Annotated in this window: 20 protein-coding genes and 1 pseudogene; 15 read left to right on the forward strand and 6 right to left on the reverse strand. The window is 73.9% G+C overall.

The features are described 5' to 3' along the window. Positions 1-113: 113 nt before the first annotated feature. The 10 genes from rocD to ABD299_RS07825 all read left to right on the forward strand — a co-directional run bounded on the left by rocD (position 114) and on the right by ABD299_RS07825 (position 13,044). A complete protein-coding gene (gene rocD, locus ABD299_RS07780; protein WP_344259781.1) occupies positions 114-1,328 on the forward strand; it encodes an ornithine--oxo-acid transaminase in 1,215 nt (404 codons plus the stop codon). Between the two features lie 197 nt (positions 1,329-1,525). After that, a complete protein-coding gene (locus tag ABD299_RS07785) occupies positions 1,526-2,227 on the forward strand; it encodes a peptidoglycan-binding protein (protein ID WP_344259782.1) in 702 nt (233 codons plus the stop codon). Next, positions 2,224-2,994, forward strand: a complete 771-nt coding sequence (locus ABD299_RS07790; RefSeq protein WP_344259783.1) for a helix-turn-helix domain-containing protein — start codon at positions 2,224-2,226, stop codon at positions 2,992-2,994. The genes ABD299_RS07785 and ABD299_RS07790 overlap by 4 nt, the downstream gene beginning before the upstream one ends. Before the next feature lie 315 nt (positions 2,995-3,309). Beyond that, positions 3,310-4,299, forward strand: a complete 990-nt coding sequence (locus tag ABD299_RS07795; RefSeq protein ID WP_344259784.1) for a malate dehydrogenase — start codon at positions 3,310-3,312, stop codon at positions 4,297-4,299. Between the two features lie 247 nt (positions 4,300-4,546). After that, positions 4,547-6,031 (forward strand): aldehyde dehydrogenase family protein, encoded by a 1,485-nt coding sequence (locus tag ABD299_RS07800; RefSeq protein ID WP_425581280.1) that lies wholly within the window; start codon positions 4,547-4,549, stop codon positions 6,029-6,031. A gap of 27 nt (positions 6,032-6,058) precedes the next feature. Beyond that, positions 6,059-7,639: a GMC family oxidoreductase gene (locus ABD299_RS07805; RefSeq protein WP_344259786.1), complete on the forward strand. Its 1,581-nt coding sequence runs from the start codon at positions 6,059-6,061 to the stop codon at positions 7,637-7,639. Next, positions 7,636-8,802, forward strand: coding sequence for a quaternary amine ABC transporter ATP-binding protein (locus ABD299_RS07810; RefSeq protein WP_344259787.1), 1,167 nt, complete (start codon positions 7,636-7,638; stop codon positions 8,800-8,802). The genes ABD299_RS07805 and ABD299_RS07810 overlap by 4 nt, the downstream gene beginning before the upstream one ends. Beyond that, entirely contained in the window at positions 8,799-10,838 is a 2,040-nt protein-coding gene (locus tag ABD299_RS07815) for an ABC transporter permease (RefSeq protein WP_344259788.1), read from the forward strand. Before ABD299_RS07810 ends, ABD299_RS07815 begins: the two co-directional genes overlap by 4 nt. A 65-nt stretch (positions 10,839-10,903) precedes the next feature. Then, on the forward strand, positions 10,904-11,884 hold the full coding sequence (locus ABD299_RS07820; RefSeq protein WP_344259789.1) for a glycine betaine ABC transporter substrate-binding protein: 981 nt from the start codon (positions 10,904-10,906) through the stop codon (positions 11,882-11,884). 179 nt (positions 11,885-12,063) lie between these two features. Then, positions 12,064-13,044, forward strand: a complete 981-nt coding sequence (locus ABD299_RS07825; protein ID WP_344259790.1) for a glycine betaine ABC transporter substrate-binding protein — start codon at positions 12,064-12,066, stop codon at positions 13,042-13,044. A gap of 28 nt (positions 13,045-13,072) precedes the next feature. Here the strand turns inward: ABD299_RS07825 and ABD299_RS07830 are convergent, their stop codons facing one another. The 3 genes from ABD299_RS07830 to ABD299_RS07840 form a co-directional block, all read right to left on the reverse strand. After that, positions 13,073-13,312 (reverse strand): hypothetical protein, encoded by a 240-nt coding sequence (locus ABD299_RS07830; protein WP_344259791.1) that lies wholly within the window; start codon positions 13,310-13,312, stop codon positions 13,073-13,075. A 120-nt stretch (positions 13,313-13,432) separates the two neighbouring features. Further along, positions 13,433-13,825, reverse strand: a complete 393-nt coding sequence (locus ABD299_RS07835) for a DUF3017 domain-containing protein (RefSeq protein WP_344259792.1) — start codon at positions 13,823-13,825, stop codon at positions 13,433-13,435. Further along, entirely contained in the window at positions 13,822-14,685 is an 864-nt protein-coding gene (locus ABD299_RS07840; protein ID WP_344259793.1) for a bifunctional methylenetetrahydrofolate dehydrogenase/methenyltetrahydrofolate cyclohydrolase, read from the reverse strand. Before ABD299_RS07840 ends, ABD299_RS07835 begins: the two co-directional genes overlap by 4 nt. A 247-nt stretch (positions 14,686-14,932) precedes the next feature. Here ABD299_RS07840 and ABD299_RS07845 point away from each other — a divergent pair, with 247 nt between their 5' ends. From ABD299_RS07845 to ABD299_RS25115, 4 genes are all read left to right on the forward strand, one after another. Next, complete coding sequence (locus tag ABD299_RS07845) at positions 14,933-15,532, forward strand: hypothetical protein (protein ID WP_344259794.1); 600 nt, start codon at positions 14,933-14,935, stop codon at positions 15,530-15,532. A 35-nt stretch (positions 15,533-15,567) separates the two neighbouring features. Then, positions 15,568-16,131 (forward strand): hypothetical protein, encoded by a 564-nt coding sequence (locus ABD299_RS07850; RefSeq protein ID WP_344259795.1) that lies wholly within the window; start codon positions 15,568-15,570, stop codon positions 16,129-16,131. A 209-nt stretch (positions 16,132-16,340) separates the two neighbouring features. Beyond that, complete coding sequence (locus ABD299_RS07855) at positions 16,341-16,988, forward strand: GmrSD restriction endonuclease domain-containing protein (protein WP_344259796.1); 648 nt, start codon at positions 16,341-16,343, stop codon at positions 16,986-16,988. A gap of 10 nt (positions 16,989-16,998) precedes the next feature. Beyond that, complete coding sequence (locus tag ABD299_RS25115) at positions 16,999-17,259, forward strand: hypothetical protein (RefSeq protein WP_425581273.1); 261 nt, start codon at positions 16,999-17,001, stop codon at positions 17,257-17,259. A 50-nt stretch (positions 17,260-17,309) separates the two neighbouring features. Here ABD299_RS25115 and purH read toward each other — a convergent pair. Both purH and purN read right to left on the reverse strand, forming a co-directional pair. Further along, positions 17,310-18,866 (reverse strand): annotated as a pseudogene (purH, locus tag ABD299_RS07860) (bifunctional phosphoribosylaminoimidazolecarboxamide formyltransferase/IMP cyclohydrolase); the annotation flags it as partial. Then, positions 18,863-19,510: a phosphoribosylglycinamide formyltransferase gene (gene purN / locus ABD299_RS07865; RefSeq protein WP_344259798.1), complete on the reverse strand. Its 648-nt coding sequence runs from the start codon at positions 19,508-19,510 to the stop codon at positions 18,863-18,865. The gene purN and the pseudogene purH, both read right to left, overlap by 4 nt. Positions 19,511-19,701: 191 nt before the next feature. On the opposite strand from purN, the gene ABD299_RS07870 reads away from it, so the two are divergent. After that, positions 19,702-20,481: a hypothetical protein gene (locus ABD299_RS07870; protein WP_344259799.1), complete on the forward strand. Its 780-nt coding sequence runs from the start codon at positions 19,702-19,704 to the stop codon at positions 20,479-20,481. Between the two features lie 28 nt (positions 20,482-20,509). Here ABD299_RS07870 and ABD299_RS07875 read toward each other — a convergent pair. Beyond that, positions 20,510-21,313 (reverse strand): cell division protein PerM (locus tag ABD299_RS07875; protein WP_344259800.1); only part of this gene is annotated, 804 nt, incomplete at its 5' end.

Below are 21,313 nucleotides of genomic sequence, written 5' to 3' on the forward strand. Positions count from 1 at the left end.
GACGGGATTCTTCCCATACCGGACGCCCGGCGGTAGAAATGGGGCCCGGCGTCCAGCCGGACGGCTGGGCACACCGCAGTCCCCGACCGGAAGATCGGAGCGCCAGTATGGCCATGTCAGGAAAGTCACCGGCCGAGCTGATCGCCGCCGCGGAGGCGCACGGCGCACACAACTACCACCCGCTGCCGGTCGTGATCTCCTCCGCCAGGGGCGCCTGGATGACGGACGTCACCGGCCGGCGCTACCTGGATCTGCTCGCCGGCTACTCGGCGCTGAACTTCGGGCACGGCCACCCCCGGCTGATCGCGGAGGCCCGGGCGCAGCTGAGCCGCCTCACGCTGACCTCGCGGGCCTTCCACCACGAGCACTACGCGGAGTTCTGCACCCGCCTCGCCGAGCTGTGCGGCATGGAGATGGTGCTGCCCATGAACACCGGCGCGGAGGCCGTCGAGACGGCGGTCAAGACCGCCAGGAAGTGGGGCTACCGGGTCAAGGGGGTGCCCGGGGGGCGGGCGAAGATCGTCGTCGCCGAGAACAACTTCCACGGCCGCACCACCACGATCATCAGCTTCTCGACCGACCAGGAGGCCCGCCGCGACCACGGCCCCTTCACCCCCGGGTTCGAGATCGTTCCCTACGGGGACCTCGACGCGCTGGCCGCGGCGGTGGACGACGAGACGGTGGCCGTGCTGCTGGAGCCCATCCAGGGCGAGGCCGGGGTGCTGGTTCCGCCGCCCGGCTATCTGGCCGGGGTCCGCGAGCTCACCCGCGCGCGCGGTGTGCTGTTCATGGCGGACGAGATCCAGTCCGGCCTCGGGCGCACCGGCCGCACCTTCGCCTGCGAGCACGAGGGCGTGGTGCCGGACGTCTACATCCTGGGCAAGGCACTGGGCGGCGGGGTGGTGCCGGTCTCCGCGGTGGTCTCCTCCGCGGAGGTGCTGGGCGTCCACCGGCCCGGCGAGCACGGCTCGACCTTCGGCGGCAACCCGCTGGCCTGCGCGGTGGCCCTGGAGGTCGTCGCCATGCTGCGGGAGGGCGAGTACCAGCAGCGCGCCGCGGAGCTGGGCGACCACCTGCACCGGGAGCTGGGGCTGCTGGCCGCCGACGGAGCGGTCGCCGCGGTGCGCGGCAGGGGCCTGTGGGCCGGGGTGGACATCGACCCGGCGCTCGGCACCGGCCGGCAGCTGTCCGAACGCCTGATGGAGCGCCGGGTGCTGGTGAAGGACACGCACGGCTCCACGATCCGCATCGCGCCGCCGCTGGTGATCGGCAAGGAGGACCTGGACTGGGGCCTGGAACAGCTGCGGGCCGTGCTGGCGGCGGGCTGACCCCGGCCTCCGCCCGGGACACCGGCCCGTGGTCCCGCACTCCCGCGCGCCGGTCCGGGGCACCTCGCGCCCCGTGCCGGGATTTCCCCGTTTTCGGTAGGGTGAGCGCGAATGGGGACGCCCCCTGCTCCGGCCTGCCGGAACACGGGTGCCGGTACGGGGGCCGCACGGGCTCCGGTGTCGAAGGGTGCGGAATCATGGCGCAGTGGAAGGACCTGCCCGCCACACTCGATCCGCGGGTGCGGCACCTGGTCGTGCGGCTGCGGCAGCTGAAGGACCACAGCGGGCTCAGCGTCCGGGCCCTCGCCGGCCGGACGGGCTTCGGCGTCTCCTCCTGGGAGCGCTATCTCCACGGCAAGGCGTTCCCGCCGCGCGAGGCGGTGGCGGGGCTGGCCCGGCTCACCGGTGCGGACCCGCACCGGCTGCTGGCCCTGTACGACGTGGCGGCCGACAGCCGGGAGTCTCCCGGTGCCGGCGGGACGCCGCCGCCCGGTCCCGCTCCCGCCCGCCGGACGGGCCCGCTGCTCGCCGCCGCGGTGCTGGTGCCGCTCACGGCGATCGCCGGGCTGCTGCTGATCCGGCCGGGGCCGGGGCAGCCGGCGGCGGGCGAGTTCGCCTACGAGCCCGGGCGGACCCACAGCTGCGATGTCCGCCGCAGCGACGGCCGGCTGTCCGCCGGCCACAGCGACACCGGCGACGCCGTCCTGCAGCAGATCGCCACCGGCTGGGAGGTGGTCGAGGCGCAATGCCTGCTGGAGCACCACGGCTACCGGACCGGCGGCGTCGACGGCGCCTACGGCGCGCTGACCGAGCGTGCCGTCAGGCGGCTCCAGCGCGACGGCGGGGTGGTCGTCGACGGCATCGTGGGCGAGCACACGTGGGAGGTGCTGCGCCGGTGACCGCCCCACCGCCCCCGGAGTGCGCGCGGCTGGCCCGGGAGCTGCGGCTGCTGCGCGAACGCACCGGGCTGAGCCTGGCCGGTCTGGCGGCCCGGACCCCGGCCGGAAAGTCGTCGTGGCAGCGCTATCTGACGGGCGCCAAGCTGCCGCCCCGTGAGCTGGTGGAGGCCCTGTGCGAACTGGCCCGGGAGCCTCCGGGCCGGCTGCTGGCGCTGTGGGAACTCGCCGAGTCCGCCTGGCGGCGGCGCGGCGGGATGCCGGCGCCCGGGTACGGGGCCGCGGCGCCGGCAGGTCCTGCCCGGCGCCCGCGGGTGGCGGTCCTCGCAGCCGTGGCCGCCGCCGAGGCACTGGCCGCGGGCGGCCTCGCGCTCGTCCTGTCCGGCGACGGAAGCGCGAGGGCCGGGCAGGCGCCGGCGCCCGGCTGCCACGGCCAGGAGTGCACCGGCCGCGACCCCCAGTCGCTGGCCTGCTCCTCGGCAGCCCACGGCCCGGTGGTGGTGGCCCGCCACGAGCTGGACGGCGACGCGGGCATGGACATCCGGCACAGCGCCGCCTGCGGAGCGGGCTGGGCGCGGCTGTGGTTCGGCGAGGTGGGCGACCGGCTGGAGATCGGCGCCCCGGGCCGGGGGCACCAGTGGGTGGAGGTCGCCGACGAGTTCGACGCGCAGGGATATCTCCACACCCCGATGATCGGCGCCGCCCCCGGAGAGCTCCGGGTCTGCCACGTCCCCGCCGGCGGCGACGGACGGGAGTGCTTCACGCCCTGAGCCGGAAGCCGCGCGGCAGACCCGCTCCCGGGTGGGGAACGGGCCTGCCGCGAACGGCCGCCGATCGGCGGATACCTGGCGCGGTATGCCGGTATGGTGCGCCGCCGTGCCCCGCGGCGTCCAGGCGACCCGCCGCCGTGCACGACACCTCACCCGGAAGGACGCCCCCCGGGATCGGCGCCCGGTTTCCCCGGAGCCGGGGCCTGCGGCCGCGGAGAGAGCGTCGGATAATCTGGCGGCGGGTCTCTTGACGTAGAGAGAACACGAGCACGCGAGGGACCCGGCCGCCACTGACCGATCCCCCGGAGACCGCACATGACCCGCACTCCCGTCACCGTTACCGTCACCGGCGCCGCAGGCCAGATCGGCTACGCGCTGCTGTTCCGGATCGCCTCCGGACACCTGCTCGGCCCGGACGTCCCGGTCCGGCTGCGCCTGCTGGAGATCACCCCGGCACTCAAGGCCGCCGAGGGCACCGCCATGGAGCTCGACGACTGCGCCTTCCCGCTGCTGCGCGGCATCGACATCACCGACAGCGCGGACGCCGCCTTCGACGGCGCCAACGTCGCGCTGCTGGTGGGCGCCCGCCCCCGCACCAAGGGCATGGAGCGCGGCGACCTGCTGGAGGCGAACGGCGGCATCTTCAAGCCGCAGGGCAAGGCCATCAACGACCACGCGGCGGACGACATCAAGGTCCTGGTCGTCGGCAACCCGGCCAACACCAACGCACTGATCGCGCAGGCCGCCGCCCCTGACGTACCCGCCGAGCGGTTCACCGCCATGACCCGGCTGGACCACAACCGCGCGCTGTCCCAGCTCTCCAAGAAGACCGGCGCCCCCGTCTCGGAGATCACCAAGCTCACCATCTGGGGCAACCACTCCGCCACGCAGTACCCGGACATCTTCCACGCCGAGATCGCCGGCAAGAACGCCGCGGAGACCGTCAACGACGAGAAGTGGCTCGCCGAGGACTTCATCCCGACCGTCGCCAAGCGCGGCGCCGCCATCATCGAGGCGCGCGGCGCCTCCTCGGCCGCCTCGGCCGCCAACGCCGCGATCGACCACATCCACACCTGGGTCAACGGCACCCCGGAGGGCGACTGGACCTCCATGGGCATCCCCTCCGACGGCTCCTACGGCGTGCCCGAGGGCCTGATCTCCTCCTTCCCGGTCACCTGCTCCGGCGGCACCTACCGGATCGTGCAGGGCCTGGAGATCAACGACTTCTCGCGCGCCCGCATCGACGCCTCGGTCCAGGAGCTCGCCGAGGAGCGCGACGCCGTGCGCGGCCTGGGCCTGATCTGACCCCGCGCGGACACCGGCACGACGGACGGTGACACCCGGGACTGCCCCGGGGGTCACCGTCCGGCTTTGTTTCCGAAATGCCGACATCCACCGTTGCGCTCCGTGACGAACGCCACTTCTCGCTACTCCCGTACATACGTTCACGGAAACGGGGCAGGGGTGCCCGTCAGCCCTCCGGGCAAACCTCCGGCCGGGCGAACGCAGAGCGACGAGTGAGGCAACAGGCAACGTGTCGGCGACCGAGACCATGTACACAGCCGGGCAGTGGCGGCCCGCCACGGGCGGCGGCGTCCGCGAGATCACCGACCCGGCGGACGGCGCGCCCTTCGCGACGGCCTCGGAGGGCGACGCGCGGGACGCGGACGCGGCGGTGGCCGCCGCGCGGCGCGCCTTCGACACCGGCCCCTGGCCCGGCACCCCGGCCGCCGAGCGCGCCGCGCTGCTGCTCCGCACCGCGGAACTGCTGCGGCGCGACCGCGAGGAGATCGCACTCACCGAGTCCCGGGACACCGGCAAGACCCTGGAGGAGGGCCGCATCGACGTCGACGACGTCGTCGCCGCCTTCCGGTACTTCGCCGGGCTCGTCGCGCACGAACCCGCCGGCCGCGTCGTCGACGCCCAGGACCCCGGCGTGCACAGCGTCGTGGTGCACGAGCCGGTCGGCGTCTGCGCCCTCATCACCCCCTGGAACTACCCGCTGCTGCAGGCCTCCTGGAAGATCGCGCCCGCGCTGGCCGCGGGCAACACCTTCGTGGTCAAGCCCAGCGAGATCACCCCGCTGTCGACCGTGCACCTGATGCGGCTGCTCGCCGAGGCCGGACTGCCCGAGGGCACCGGCAACCTGGTGACCGGCCCCGGGGACCCGGTCGGCGCCCGGCTCGCCGGACACCCGGACGTGGACCTGGTCTCCTTCACCGGCGGCCTGGCCAGCGGCACCGCGGTGGCCGCCGCCGCGGCGCCGACCGTGAAGAAGGTGGCGCTGGAACTGGGCGGCAAGAACCCCAACGTGGTCTTCGCCGACGCCTGCGAGAGCGAGGAGCGCTTCGACACCGCCGTCGACCAGGCCCTCAACGCCGCGTTCGTGCACAGCGGCCAGGTCTGCTCCGCCGGCAGCCGGCTCATCGTCGAGGAGTCCGTGCGCGACCGGTTCGTCACCGAACTCACCGCCCGGGCCGGACGCATCAGGGTGGGCCGGGGCACCGTCCCCGGCACCGAGTGCGGACCGCTGGTGTCCGCGGCGCAGCTGGCCAGGACCGAGGCTTTCGTGGCCTCCGCGCTGGAGGAGGGCGCCGTGCTGCGCTGCGGCGGACGGCGGCCCGGGCCGGGACCGGACCGGCCGGCCGGCGGCTTCTTCTACTCCCCCACCGTTCTCGACCACTGCCGGCGCGACATGCGGGTGATCCGCGAGGAACTGTTCGGCCCGATCCTCACCGTGGAGACCTTCCGCACCGAGGACGAAGCGGTCGCACTGGCCAACGACACCGAGTACGGCCTGGCCGGGGCCGTGTTCTCCGCCGACACCGCCCGCGCCCGCCGCGTCGCGGGCCGGCTGCGGCACGGCACGGTGTGGATCAACGACTACCACCCCTATCTGCCGCAGGCCGAGTGGGGCGGCTTCGGCCGCTCCGGCACCGGCCGGGAACTCGGTCCCGCCGGACTCGCCGAGTACCGGGAGACCAAGCACGTCTACGAGAACCTGCGGCCCGCCCCGGTCCGCTGGTTCCGCGGCTGACCACCGCGGAAGGAGCACCGCATTCCGATGTCCACCGAAACCCCCGGTTCCCGTTCCACTTCCGCCGACTACGTGGTGGTCGGCGGCGGCACCGCCGGATGCGTCCTGGCCTCCCGGCTCGCCGAGGACCCCGGCGTGACCGTCGCCCTGATCGAGGGCGGCCCGTCCGACGTCGGGCGGTCCGACGTCCTCACCCTGCGCCGCTGGCTCGGCCTGCTGGGCGGGGAACTCGACTACGACTACCCCACCACCGAGCAGCCCCGGGGCAACTCCCACATCCGGCACAGCCGTGCCCGGGTGCTGGGCGGCTGTTCCTCGCACAACACGCTGATCTCCTTCAAGCCGCTGCCCTCGGACTGGGACGAGTGGGCCGATGCCGGCGCCGACGGCTGGGACCACGCGGCCATGGAGCCGTACTGGGGCCGGCTGCGCAACACCATCGTCCCGGTCGGCGAGCGTGACCGGAACGCCATCGCCCGGGACTTCACGGACGCCGCGCGGCGGGCGCTGGGCGTCCCGCTGATCGAGGGCTTCAACCGGGAGCCGTTCACCGAGGGCACCGGCTTCTTCGACCTGGCCTACCACCCGGAGACCAACCAGCGCTCCTCCGCGTCCGCCGCCTACCTCCACCCGCACCTGGCGGCCGGCGACCGGCCCAACCTGGAGCTGGTGCTGGAGACCTGGGCGTACCGGCTGGAGTTCGACGGCACCCGGGCCACCGGGGTCCGGGTCCGGCACGCCGACGGCAGCACGGGCGTGGTCCGGGCGGCGCGCGAGGTGGTGGTGTGCGCCGGCGCGGTGGACACCCCGCGCCTGCTGCTGCTCTCGGGCATCGGACCCGCCGCGGACCTGACGGCGCTGGGCATCCCGGTGCTGCACGACCTGCCGGGAGTCGGTGAGAACCTGCTGGACCACCCGGAGTCCGTGATCGTCTGGGAGACCGACAGGCCGATCCCGGAGAACTCCGCGATGGACTCCGACGCCGGGCTGTTCGTCCGGCGCGATCCCGCCTCTCCCGGGCCCGATCTGATGTTCCACTTCTACCAGATCCCCTTCACCGACAACCCGGAGCGCCTGGGGTACGAACGGCCCGCGCACGGCGTGTCGATGACCCCGAACATCCCCAAGCCGCGCAGCCGCGGCCGGCTGTATCTGACCAGCGCCGATCCGTCCGTGAAACCCGCCCTGGACTTCCGGTACTTCACCGATCCGGAGGACTACGACGCCCGGACCCTGGTGGACGGCATCCGGCTCGCCCGCGAGATCGCCGCGACGCGGCCGCTGGCCGGCTGGCTGCGGCGCGAGGTGTGCCCCGGCCCCGGTCTCACCGGCGACGCGGAGCTGAGCGAGTACGCCCGGCGGGCCGCGCACACCGTCTACCACCCGGCCGGCACCTGCCGGATGGGCGCGCCCGGCGACCCCCTGGCGGTGACCGACCCGCAGCTGCGCGTCCGCGGCCTGGAGGGACTTCGGGTCGCCGACGCCTCGGTCTTCCCCACCATCCCCGCGGTGAACCCGATGGTGGCTGTCCTGATGGCGGGCGAGAAGGCCGCCGACCTGATCCGCGGCACGACCAGCCCCGAGCGCCCCGGAGGTGCCCACCGATGACCGGACCGCATACCGACCCCGCCCCCGGCACCGGCCCGGCGCCCGGCCCGGACGGCGCCGTCCCGCCCGGCGGGGAGCCGGGAGACGGGCCGGTGTTCTCCGTCCGCGGGCTGTGGAAGGTCTTCGGCCCGAAGGCCGCCCGGGTGCCCGGCGACCCGGAACTGGCCGCCCTGGGCCCGGACGCGCTGCGCGAGCGCACCGGCTGCACAGCCGCCGTCCGGGACGTCTCCTTCGACGTGCGGCCCGGCGAGTGCTTCGTGGTGATGGGCCTGTCCGGCTCCGGAAAGTCCACCCTGGTGCGCTGCCTGACCCGGCTCATCGAGCCGACCGCCGGCTCCCTGCACATGGACGGCGAGGACGTCCTGGGCATGGACCGGGCCCGGCTGCGCGAGCTGCGCCGGCACCGGGCGGCCATGGTCTTCCAGCACTTCGGGCTCCTCCCGCACCGCACGGTGCTCGACAACATCGCCTACGGCCTGCAGATCCAGGGCCTGCCCCGCGCCGAGCGCCGGACCCGGGCCGCCGCGATGGCCGCCAAGGTCGGCCTGGCCGGGCTGGAGGACCGCTACCCCAGCCAGCTCTCCGGCGGCCAGCAGCAGCGCGTCGGGCTGGCCAGGGCCCTGGCCGTCGATCCCGAGGTGCTGCTCTTCGACGAGCCGTTCAGCGCGCTCGACCCGCTGATCCGCCGCGACATGCAGGAGGAGGTCATCCGGCTGCGGCGGGAGGAGGGCCGGACCATGGTCTTCATCACTCATGACCTCTCCGAGGCGCTGCGCGTCGGCGACCGGATCGCGCTGATGCGCGACGGCGGGATCGTGCAGCTCGGCACGCCGGAGGAGATCGTCGCCCGGCCCGCCGACGACTACGTGGCCGACTTCGTCCGGGACGTGCCCCGCGAGCAGGTCGTCACCGTGCGCGCCGCCATGCGGCCCGCGACCGCCGAGGAGTCCGCCGCCGGAGCGGCGCTGTCCCCGGACACCCTGGTCATCGACGCGATCGAGGCGGTGACCCGCACCGGCGGCCCGGTCCGGGTCATGGACGGCGCCCGCTGCCTGGGGGTCGTCGACCACGCCGGGCTGCTCGCCGTGGTCGCCGGCCTCGCGCCGGGCCTCGCACCGGGCGGGACCCCGGACGGGAGCGCCGGAGCGGCGGTGGCGCGGTGAGCGCCCCCGCCGCGCTGCCCTCCTCCGGCCCCCGGGAGCCGGACGGCCCGCGCGGACCGGACAGGACGGGCCACGGTGCGGAGGCCGGCCCGCCGGCCCGCGGTGCCCGCCGGCGGCCCGGCCGGCTCCACCTGCTCGGGGCCGCGCTGCTGACCGCCGTGCTCGGGGCCCTGCTGGTGGCCGACGGCGGCTGGCCCGAGGCCTGGACCCTGGACGTGCGGACCCCGCTGTCGGAGGTCGACCGCTGGCTGGTGCTCAACCGGGATTCTCACCCGCTGTTCCTGTACTTCCTGCTGCATCTGAGCAACAACGTGACCGGCGCCGTGGAGACGGTCGCCGACCTGCTGCGGGCCCTGGGCTGGACGGGCGTGACCGCCGCCGGCACCGCGGCGGCCTGGGCCGCGGCGGGCGGCGGCACCGGGCGCCGGGCGCTGCGGGTGGCCGCCACCGCGCTGGGCACCTTCGCCGTCATCGGACTGCTGGGCATGTGGCAGCATGCCATGCTCACCCTGGCCCTGATGGTGGTGGCGGTCTCGCTGGCCGCCGCCATCGGCCTGCTGCTCGGGCTGGCCGCCGGGCTCTCCGAGCGCGGGGAGCGCCTGCTGCGCCCGGTCCTCGACACCATGCAGGTGCTGCCCGCCTTCGCCTACCTGCTGCCGTTCGTGCTGCTGTTCGGCATCGGCACGGCACCCGCCCTGTTCGCCACCGTGATCTACGCCGTCCCGCCGATGGCCCGGCTGACCGCGCTCGGCCTGCGCGGCGCGGACCCGGCGGCGCTGGAGGCCTCCGCCTCGCTGGGCTCCGGCGCCTGGCAGCGGCTGGTCACCGCCCGGCTGCCGCTGGCCCGCCGCCGGATGCTGCTCGGCCTCAACCAGACGATCATGATGGCACTCTCCATGGTCGTCATCGCCTCCATCATCGGCGCCGGCGGCCTGGGCGACCGGGTCTTCCGGGCGCTGACCACCCAGAACATCGGCAACGCGCTGACCGCGGGCATCTGCATCGTTCTGATCGCCGTCTGGCTGGACCGCACGACCGCCGCGGCCGGCGAGCGGCTTGAGGACCCTTCCGGCGGCCGCGGCCCGGCCCGGCTGCGCGGGCGCTTCGCCCTGCCGGCCGCCGCCGCGGTCACCGCGGCCGGATGGGCGGCAGGGCGCGTGCTCGGCCAGGACACCTGGCCGCAGGAGTGGACCGTGTCGATCACCCGGCCGGTCAACGACGCGGTGGACTGGCTGGTGGTGAGCTTCGGCTCCGGCGTGCCGGTGCTGGGCGGCACGCTGACCTGGGCGGAAGGCTTCACCCGCTGGGTGCTCAACCCCATGCGGGACGCCCTGTGGGCCACCCCCTGGTGGGCACTGCTGCTGGTCGCCGGCGTGCTCGGCTACCTGGCGGGCCGCCTGCGCAACGCGCTGACCGTCGTCGGGGCGCTGGCGGTGATCGGTGCGCTGGGCCTGTGGGACAAGTCGCTCAACACCCTCTCCCAGGTCGTCGCCGCCCTGCTGGTGACGCTGCTGCTGGGCCTGGCCATCGGCGTCCTGGCCGCCCGTAGCGGGCGGCTGGAGCGGGCGCTGCGCCCGGTGCTGGACGTCATGCAGACGATGCCGCAGTTCATCTACCTCATCCCGGTGGTCGCGCTGTTCGGGGTGGGGCGGATCGCCGCCATCATGGCCGCCGTGGTGTACGCGCTGCCCGCCGTCATCCGGATCACCACCCAGGGCATCGGGCAGGTCGACCCGACCGTCCAGGAGGCCGCCCGCTCGCTGGGCGCGACCTCCTGGCAGCAGCTGCGCCAGGTGCAGCTCCCGCTGGCCCGGCCGCAGTTGCTGCTCGCCGTCAACCAGGGCGTGGTGCTGGTGCTGGCCGTGGTGGTGGTCGGCGGGCTGGTCGGAGGCGGCGCGCTCGGCTTCGACGTGGTCTACGGCCTGCAACGCGGCGATCTGGGCGTGGGTCTCTCGGCGGGCATCGCGATCGTCTGCCTGGGCCTGATGCTCGACCGGATGACGCAGCCGGCCGCCGCCCGGCGGCCGGAGCACTGACCTGCCGGGCCGCACGGCCCGGCCCACCCTCACATCCCTGATGTCCCCTCGGTAAGGAAGAGATCATGCGCAACGCAAGACAGCCGGCCCGCCGCACCCTGACCGCCGCCACGGGCGTGCTGGGCGTGCTCGCCCTCAGCGCCTGCGGCGCCGCCGAGACCGGCGGTGGCACGAACGCGGACGGTGGCTACGACCAGGTCGTCATCGCCCAGCCCAACTGGGTGGGCGCCGCCGCCAACGCCGCCGTGGCCGCCTATGTGCTGGAGCACGAGCTGGGCATCGACGTGAAGGTCCAGCAGATCGACGAGACGCTGGCCTGGGACGGGCTGGACGACGGCTCGATCCACGCGATCCTGGAGGACTGGGGCGGCGCTCCGCAGAAGGAGGAGCTGTACCTGGAGGAGAAGAAGTCGGTGGTGCCGGCCGGCGAGCTGGGCGTGGTCGGCCACATCGGCTGGTTCGTGCCCAAGGCGTACGCGGACGAGAACCCCGACGTGCTGCACTGGGAGAATCTCAACGACTTCGCCGCGGACTTCCGTACGGCCGAGAGCGGCGACAAGGGCCAGCTCCTCAACGGCGACCCGGGATTCACCAGCTACGACAAGGAGATCGTCGAGCAGCTCGGGCTGGACTTCCAGGTCGTCGAGGGCGGCAGCGAGGACGCGCAGATCACCGCGATCCAGCGGGCCGACCGGGAGGGCACCCCGCTGCTCACCTACTGGTGGGAGCCGCACTGGCTGAACGCCGAGGTCGAGCTGGTCGAGGTGGAGCTCCCGCCCTACAGCGAGGAGTGCTACGAGGACCTCTCCCAGGTGGCCTGCGCCTACCCGGAGGTCGATCTGCCCAAGTTCCTGAACGCGGACTTCGCCGAGAACGGCGGCGTGGCGGCGGAGTTCCTGAAGAACTTCCGCTGGGACACCGACGACCAGAACTACGTGGCCCAGCTGATCCAGAGCGAGGGCATGGAGCACGAGGAGGCCGCCGCCCGCTGGGTGGAGGAGAACCCGGACAAGGTCGCGGCCTGGCTGCCCGCACAGGACGGCTGAATCCCGCGTCGCACCCCCGGCGGCCGGTCTCCGGAGCAGGGTTCTCCGGGGACCGGCCGTCTGGCTACTGTGGTCGGCGGACAGTCATTCGATCAGCCGACCGGTCCTTCGGACCGTCCCGCCGCCGGGGCACGGGCGGGGCCGGGCCGGCTGCCCCCTTCCCCTTCGAGAGGTTCCCGATGGCGTACAGCAGGCCGGTGCCCCGCCGTCGTCTCCTCACCGGCGCGGCGGGCCTTCTGGGCGCGGCGGCGCTGGGCGGATGCCGGGCCCGGGAGGAGCGCGGAGAGCCGGCCGGCGAGTACCGGAAGGTCGTCCTGGCAATGCCCGGCTGGCCCGGCGGGCAGGCGAACGCCGCCGTGGCCGGCCACCTGCTGGAGCGCGGCTGGGGGGTGGAGACCCAGCTGCGGGAGCTGAGCACCGCGGAGGCCTGGGACCAGCTGGACAGCGGCTCGGTGCACGCGATCCTGGAGGACTGGGGCGGTGAGCCGCAGAAGGAGGCACTGTACGCCGGGGAGAAGGGGAGCGTGGTCCCCGCCGGCGCGCTCGGCGTGACCGGCCACGTGGGCTGGTTCGTTCCCCGGGTGTGGGCCGAACGGAACCCCGCCGTACTGCACTGGGAGAACGTCAACGACTTCGCCGGTGAGCTGCGGGCCGGCGGGACCGGCCGGCGGGGCGCCCTGCTGAGCGGTGATCCGGCCCACACCACGCACGACCGGGCACTCATCGAGCAGTTGGGCCTGGACCTGGAGATTGTCCACACGGGCAGCGAGTCCGCGCTGATCGCGGCGATCCGCGAGGCCGACCGCGAACGGGCCCCGCTGCTGGCGTACTTCTGGCAGCCGCACTGGCTGCACACCGAGGTCCGGCTGGCGGAGGTGCGTCTCCCGCCGTACCGCGCCGGTTGCCAGGACGATCCGCGGACGGTCGCCTGCGGCTATCCGCACACCCGGCTCCCGAAGTACCTGAACGCCGGATTCGCCGAGGCGGGCGGCGAAGCCGCCCGGTTCCTGCGGGAGTTCTCCTGGGGCGCCGAGGACCAGAACGCGGTCGCCGCGCTCATCGCCGGCCAGGGCATGTCCCCGCGGGCCGCGGCGGAGGCCTGGGCCGAGGAGAACCCGGACCGGGTCGCGGTATGGCTCCCCGGCCCGGATCGCGGGTGATGCCGGGCGCCGTGCCCGGCCCGGGCGGCTACTCGCCGCCGCCTCCCCCGCCGCCTCCGTCACCACCCCCGGAGCCGCTTCCGTCGCCGCCTCCGGACGCCCACCACGAACCGCCGCCGGAGGCGCCGTCCGCGGTCCTGGAACGGCTTCCCGAGCCGGCGGGGCGGCTTTCCGGCCCGGACACTCCGAGCAGTGCCCAGACGACATAGCTCCCCGCGGCGATCAGCCCGGCGAGCACCAGCAGACCCTGCAGTGCCTCAGTGGACATGGCCGTCTCCCTTCCGGGTGCCCCGTCCGGGGCCCCGCAAGGGCTGCGTTGCCCGCATCCGGGGCCCGGGGAACGGCATCTGAGGTACATCAGAGCTTGCCCCGGGCACCGGGCCGGCCCTCACCCCGCCGAGAAGCGCAGCATGTCGCTGAGGAACGGGACCTCCAGCCAGGGCCGGGGCTCGGCCATCAAGGTGAGCAGCACGATCAGGACGCCCATCACCGCATAGGTGATGACGTCAGTGAAGCGCGAGCGCACCGCCAGCATGCCGACGGCGGGCAGCCAGGCCCGCAGCAGAGCGCCCGCCAGCAGCGCACCGCCGACGATCAGCAGCCCGATCCGGAAGCTGCCGAGGGTGACCAGCAGCCCCGTCGTGGCCGCGCCCAGGACCAGCAGCAGCGGCCACTGCCGGATCGGGGCCGGGGAGCTGCCCGAGGCGGTGCGGCGGCCGCCCTCCGGCGGCGCGGTGTCCCGGGTGACCTCGGGGAAGCGCCGGCTGGTGCCCTCGGTCATGACGCCGGTTCCGCGGCCTGCTCGGCGATGCGGACGACGTTCTCCAGCAGCATCGCGCGGGTCATCGGCCCGACGCCCCCCGGGTTCGGCGAGAGCCAGCCCGCGACCTCGGCGACCCCCGGGTCCACGTCGCCGACGACCTTGCCCTCGGAGTTGCGGCTGACCCCGACGTCCAGCACGGCCGCGCCCGGCTTGATGTCCTCGGCCTTGATCAGGTGCGGCACCCCGGCGGCGGAGACGACGATGTCGGCCCGCCGCAGCTGCTCGGGCAGCTCCCGGGTGCCGGTGTGGCACTGGGTCACGGTGGCGTTCTCGCTGCGCCGGGTCAGCAGCAGCGGGAGGGTGCGGCCCACCGTCGTCCCGCGGCCGACCACCACCACGTGCGCCCCGTTGATCTCGACGCCGTAGCGGCGCAGCAGCACGATGATGCCGTGGGGGGTGCAGGGGAGCGGTGCGGGCTCGTTGAGCACCAGCCGTCCCAGGCTCATCGGGTGCAGCCCGTCGGCGTCCTTGGCCGGGTCCATCAGCTCCAGCACCCGGTTGGTGTCGATCCCGCCCGGCAGCGGCAGCTGCACGATGTAGCCGGTGCACTCCGGGTCCTCGTTCAGCTCACGGACGGCCGTCTCGATCTCCTTCTGGGAGGCGTCGGCCGGCAGGTCGCGGCGGATCGAGGAGATGCCGACGGCCGCGCAGTCCCGGTGCTTGCCCGCGACGTACTTCTGGCTGCCGATGTCATCCCCGACGAGCAGGGTCCCCAGGCCGGGCGTGATGCCCCGCTCCCGGAGTGCCGCGACCCGGGTGGTGAGGTCGGACTTGATCGCTGCGGACGTGGCCTTGCCGTCGAGAATCTGGGCGCTCATGTGCCCCATCCTCCCGGATGCGGTGCCCCGGTCTCCAGTCGGCCCGGCGGCCGGGCGGGAAGGGCGGGCGGACGCACGGGGCATGTATCAGCTTCGCCACATTACCGGTGGCGACCTGGACAGCACAGTGGAACAGACGGTCGAATGATCAACTGGACTTGACTCGGGGGGAGTCCACCGGACATACGACGATTCCTCCCGGTCTGTGCATTGATGTCCGCACCGTCGTCCGCCGTGAGGAACGCTGATGAGTTACCCGCCCGATCCGAACGCGACCCAGCCCTACGGGCAGCAGCCGCCTCCTCAGCAGCCCGGCTACGGCTACCCGGCCCCGCCCCAGGGCGCTCCCGGCTACGGCTATCCGCCGCAGGGGACGGTCCCCCCGGGCGGCATGCCTCCCGGGGGGCAGTGGGGTGCCGCCCCCGCCAGCATGCCCGGCACCGTGATCACCGCCCGGGTGCTGCTGTTCGTCATGGGAGGGTTCTGGTCCATCGGTGCCGTGGCTCTCCTGGTGCTGGCCCTCACCGTGCAGAACGCAGTCAGCAGCCTGGGCGGCCCGATGGAGGACCTGGGCAATCTCACCGCCGGCCTGGCGGTCTTCATAGGGCTGCTGGCCGCCGCGATGGCGGCCCTGGCGATCGTGCCGGCCGCGATGTTCGGCTCGGGCTCGACGGGTACGCGGGTGACAGCCATCATTGCCGCGTCCGTCAACACGCTGCTGGCCGTGATCAGCCTGGGTGGCGACTCGCCGGTCATGGGCCTGCTGTGGCTGGCGACCGCCGTGCTGACCATTGTGTTCTGTGGTCAGCGGCAGGCCGGCGAATGGTTCGGCCGGCCCCGGTACTGAGCACGCAACTCGACATCACTCGAAGGAACGACGAGATGAGCTACCCGCCCCAGCCCGGACAGAACCCCGACGACCCGTTCGCCAAGCCGCAGCCCGGACAGGAGCAGCCGTACGGACAGCAGCAGCCCTACGGACAGCAGCAGTACCCGGGCTACCCGCAGCAGGGCGGCTACGGGGCGCCGAACGCCCCGATGACCCGGATGCCCGGCACGGTGAAGACCGCCCGGGTGCTGCTGTTCGTCTTCGGCGGTCTGAACATCCTCTTCGGGCTGATCTTCCTCATCACCGCGGCCAACGCGGACAACGAAGAGGTCATCGACGCGCTCGGCGGCGAGATCGAGCCGGGCGTGATGTACGCCTTCGCGTTCATCACGCTGGCGTCGGCGGTGCTGGCGATCGTCAGCGGCGTGATGTTCGGCAAGGGCGGCAAGGGCGCCCGCACCCTGGCGATCATCGCCGGTGTGGTCCTGTTCATCGCCGGTGTGATCAGCATCCCGTTCGGCCTGCTGACGATGGCCGCCGGTGTGCTGGTCATCGTCTTCGCCGCCAACAAGAACGGCGCCGCCTGGTTCAACCGCCACCACCAGCAGCAGTACTGACACCCGCGGCCGGACACGCCCGGCCCGCACGGCCCCGCACCGCACGGTGCGGGGCCGTGGTGCGTTCCGGGGCGGCGCTTCCCCCGGGGACGGCGGCGGACAACTTTCCCGACGCGTTATCAACTCGCGTAGAGATCGTCATGGACGCGTCACTTCCGTGCTCAACAATCCGTCAGGTAACCCCCCACACACCCTTCGGGAGGCACCTGATGTCCCGCCCGTTCTTCCTCCGGCGCGCCGGCCGCGCCGCGATATCCGTGGCGGCGCTGACCACGGCGATGCTTTTCGCCCTGCTCAGCCCGCCGGCCCACGCGGCACCGCCGAACATCCCCTCGAAGTCCGTCGCCCAGTCCGAGCTCAACGCCCTGCGGGTGGCGGCCGAGGGCCCGATGACCGGTTACTCCCGCAGCCTCTTCCCGCACTGGCGCTCCTCCGGCGGCTGCACCACCCGCCAGACGGTGCTGCGGCGCGACGGCCGCAACGTCGTCGTGGACAGCAACTGCCAGCCCACCTCCGGCACCTGGTACAGCCCCTTCGACGGCGTGACCCTGACCAGCGCCTCGCAGGTGGACATCGACCATCACGTGCCGCTGGCCGAGGCATGGCGCTCCGGCGCCGCCTCCTGGACCACCGACCGCCGCCGGGAGTTCGCCAACGACCTGACCTGGCCGCAGCTGATCGCGGTCAGCGCGAGCTCCAACCGGTCCAAGGGCGACCAGGACCCGAAGGACTGGCAGCCCATCTCCTCGTTCCGCTGCGAGTACGGCAAGATGTGGATCCGCACCAAGCACCGGTGGGAGCTGTCGGTGGACTCCGGGGAGAAGAGCGCGCTGCAGAGCATGCTCAACACGTGCTGAGATGTCGGGTATGAGTGAGAACAGCGAACGGTACTCGGTCTTCACCGCGCCCCGCGGCGGGGTGATGACCCTGGAGGTCGGCGTCATCACCGGAGAGCTCGAACTCCACACGCACGCCGACCCGGACGGAAACCTGACCCTGCGCATCCGCTACGCCGGGGCGGACGAGTGGTACACGGTGGAGGGCGGCCCGTACCGGCTGCACGACCCCCGCGACCACGAGGTGCTCCACCGGGTCGTGGTCAACCTGCTGCACCGCCCGCAACCCTGACCCCGCTGCCCGGAAAACAGCCGGCCCGCCCCTCCCTGAGGAGGGGCNAAGAAGTGCCGCGTACCGGTCAGGTAGAGGGTGACGCCGGCCGCCCGCGCGGCCTCCACGACCTCCTCGTCGCGGACCGAACCGCCCGGCTGGACCACCGCCTTGACGCCCGCCTCCAGCAGCACCTGAAGGCCGTCGGCGAACGGGAAGAAGGCATCGGAGGCCGCGTACGCCCCCGCCGCGCGCTCCGCGCCGGCCCGCTGCACGGCCAGCCGCGCGGAGTCCACCCGGTTCACCTGGCCCATGCCCACGCCGACCGTGGCCCCGTCCCTGGCCAGCAGGATCGCGTTGGACTTGACCGCCCGGCAGGCCCGCCACGCGAAGACGAGCTCCGCCAGCTCCGCGCCCTCCAGCGGTTCGCCCGCCGCCAGACTCCAGTTGGCCGGATCGTCCCCCCGCGCCTGGAGGATGTCCTGCTCCTGCACCAGCAGCCCGCCCTCCACCGGACGGATCTCCCTCGTCCGCGTGGGGTCGCCGGGGCAGCGCAGCACCCGGATGTTCTTCTTCCCCGCCAGCATCTCGACGGCGCCGTCCTCGTAACCGGGGGCCACCACCACCTCGGTGAAGATCTCCGCGACCTGCTCGGCCATCGCCACCGACACCGGACGGTTCACCGCGATGACACCGCCGAAGGCGGACAGCGGGTCGCAGGCGTGCGCCTTGCGGTGCGCCTCCGCCACGTCGGACCCCACGGCGATGCCGCACGGATTGGTGTGCTTGATGATCGCCACACAGGGCTGCTCGTGGTCGTAGGCCGCCCGCCGGGCCGCCTCGGTGTCCACGTAGTTGTTGTACGACATGGCCTTGCCGTGCAGCTGCTCGGCGGCGGCCAGTCCCGAGCCGCTGCCGTCCCGGTACAGGGCGGCGGGCTGGTGCGGGTTCTCGCCGTACCGCAGCACGTCCGCCCGCGCGTAGGACGCCCCCAGGAAGTCCGGCAGCCCGGACTCGTCGGCCGGGGCGTACTCCTGGGCGAACCAGTTGGCCACCGCCACGTCGTACGCCGCGGTGTGCTGGAAGGCCTCGGCCGCCAGCCGCTTGCGGTCGGCCAGGCCGAACCCGCCGTCCGCGACCGCCTTCAGCACGTCGTCGTACCGCCGCGGGTCGGTCACCACCGCGACCGACGGGTGGTTCTTGGCCGCCGCGCGGACCATCGAGGGCCCGCCGATGTCGATCTGCTCCACGCACTCGTCGGGCGCGGCGCCCGAGGCGACCGTCTCCCGGAAGGGGTAGAGGTTGACCACGACCAGGTCGAACGGCTCGACGCCCAGCTCGGCGAGCTGCTCGCGGTGGTCCTCCAGCCGCCGGTCGGCGAGGATGCCGGCGTGCACCCGCGGGTGCAGCGTCTTCACCCGGCCGTCCAGGCACTCGGGGAAGCCGGTCAGCTCCTCCACCGGGGTGACCGGCACTCCGGCCGCGGCGATCCGGCCGGCCGTGGAGCCGGTGGACACCAGCCGCACGCCGGCCGCGTGCAGACCGCGGGCCAGCTCCTCCAGACCGGTCTTGTCGTAGACGCTGACCAGCGCGCGGCGGATGGGCCGCTTCGTGGGTTCGGCGGTCACGGGATGTGCACCCTTCTTCCTTCGATGCGGTAACCGCCGCGGGCCAGCCGGCCCACGGCGTCGACGAGCAGCCGTCGCTCGACCTGCTTGATCCGCTCGTGCAGAGCGGCTCCCCCGTCCTCGTGGTCCGCTTCGCCCACCTCGACCACGCCCTGGGCGATGATCGGGCCGGTGTCGACCCCGTCGTCGACGAAGTGGACAGTGCAGCCAGTCACCTTCACACCGTGCGCGAGCGCGTCGCGCACCCCGTGCGCACCGGGGAAGCTGGGCAGCAGCGCGGGATGGGTGTTGATGAACCGCCCGCCGAACCGGGCCAGGAACTCCGGGCCCACGATCTTCATGAAACCGGCCGACACCACCAGGTCGGGCCGGTGCGCGGCCACCGCCTCGGTCAGCGCGCGGTCCCACTCCGCCCGGGTGGAGTGATCGCGCAGCCGGCACACGAAGGTGGGCACCCCCGCCCGCTCGGCGCGCTCCAGGCCGGTGATGGAGTCCCGGTCCGCTCCCACCGCCACGATCTCGGCGCCGTAGGCGTCCGCACCCCGCTCGGCCACCGCGTCGAGCAGCGCCTGGAGGTTGGTACCGGATCCCGAGACGAGCACGACCAGGCGCGCCGGGGACGTTTCCTTGGGGGCGGGGGCCACGACGGGGTCTTCCTGTGCGGGTGCGGTGCCGGGCCGGGCACGGCGGACACCGCACGGCCGCGGCCATCGGCAACGATACCGGCACAGCCGGTGCCCGCGTGCGACGGGCCGCCCTCCGGCGGGTACGGTCAGGGGCACCGGCACCGCGGTTCCGGGTGACCAGCCGCACACGAAGGGGATGCGACGACCAGATGACCGACCGACGCCGTGCCTCCGGCCAGCAGCGCCGGCCCAGCGAGGAGAAGAACCCCTTCGCCCCACCGCCCGCGGGACAGCGAGATCTGCCCTGGCACCAGCGGCAGTCGCAGAGCGGCCGGGCGGACGGCCGCACCGGCTCCGGGAGCGACGGGAACGACGACGGGAACGGTGACGGCTCCGGGAACGGTGACGCCGAGGGCCAGGACGGGCAGCGCTCCCGCTGGGGCAGCCAGTGGAGCAAGCGGCAGCCGGGGCGGCAGGGCGGCGGCTTCGGCCAGTCCCCCTCGCAGGACCCGGAGGGCAAGGGCGGCAAGGGCGGTTTCGGCCCGCGCTGGGACCCGTCCGATCCGCAGCAGCGCTACGCCCGCTACGCCGTGCTGGCCGGCATGTGGGGCGTCTTCACGGCCCTGCTGGCCTGGGAGTGGCTCGGGCTGCTGCTCGGCTCTCTCGCCCTGTACTGGGGCATCACCTCGCTGCGCGGCGGCCCGGCCGGCGAGAAGCGCCCGGAGCGGGAGGGCGGGACGGCCGCGGACGACCGGCCCGAGCCGGCCGGCGGGCCCTCCGGGGGAGGACGTCCGCAGACCGCCGCGGCAATCGCCGGGCTGGTGATGGCCTCCCTGGCCCTGACCATCGTGGCGGCGTCCTACACCGTGCAGATCGTCTACAAGGACTACTTCGACTGCGTCGAGGACGCCCTGACGATCCCCTCCCGCCAGGCGTGCGAGGAACTGCTGCCCAGCCAGCTCCGGCCGATCCTCGGCGAGCGCGACTGACAGCCATACGAGCGTCCCGGCGAGGGCATCAGCCCGGCGGCCGGGAGACCCGCTCCCCCGGGGCGCCGGGCCCGTCCCCCGGCGCGGGAGCGGGCTCCGGCGGGAAGTCCGGCATCAGCCCGCCGGAGCTCTCCTTGAGCCTGGCCCACCGCACCCGGCGGGCACCGGTCGCGTGCCAGTGGTCGTCGGGGTCGGTCGCCGAGCGCAGCCGCCAGGCCCGCATCATCAGGGCCGCCGGGACGCCCAGCAGCGCCGTCCACCCGGCCGCCGCCGCGCCGGTCAGGTAACCGGAGGGGCCGAACCGGGCCAGTTCGCCGGTGCCCAGCGGACCGCCGGCGAGCGAGGCCAGCACAGCCATCGCGAGTCCCGTGCCGCAGGCGGCGAGCAGCACGAGCAGCGCGGTGCCGGTCCGCCCCGTGGCCGTCGACCGCTGCCCGCGGACCGGAACGACGGCCCGTGCGGCCGGCCAGGCCGCGGCCAGCGCGCCCGCCAGCGGCACCGCCGCCACCGCGGCCCATCCCCAGACACTGCCGGGCCCCTGCGGCGGCACCCCGGCGAGCAGCGGGAACGCCGGTCCCGACGGGTCCTCACCGGTCTCCCACGGCCCCACGGGGGAACCGGCGCCGAGCGCGAAGCCCGGACCGAGTCCGTAGGCGGCACCCCACACGGCGGCGTTCGGGACCAGCGCCAGCCCCAGCAGTGCGACCGCAAGGCGTCCCGACCACACATCGGCGAGCTGCGCGAAGGTCGCGTGGGCGGGCGCCGCGTGCAGGGCGAGCGCCCCCGCCGCCAGCAGGGCGCCGGCGCCGCACAGGGCGGCGGTGCCGGCGGC

This window comes from Streptomyces sodiiphilus, from assembly GCF_039529215.1.
GTDB lineage: Bacteria > Actinomycetota > Actinomycetes > Streptomycetales > Streptomycetaceae > Streptomyces > Streptomyces sodiiphilus.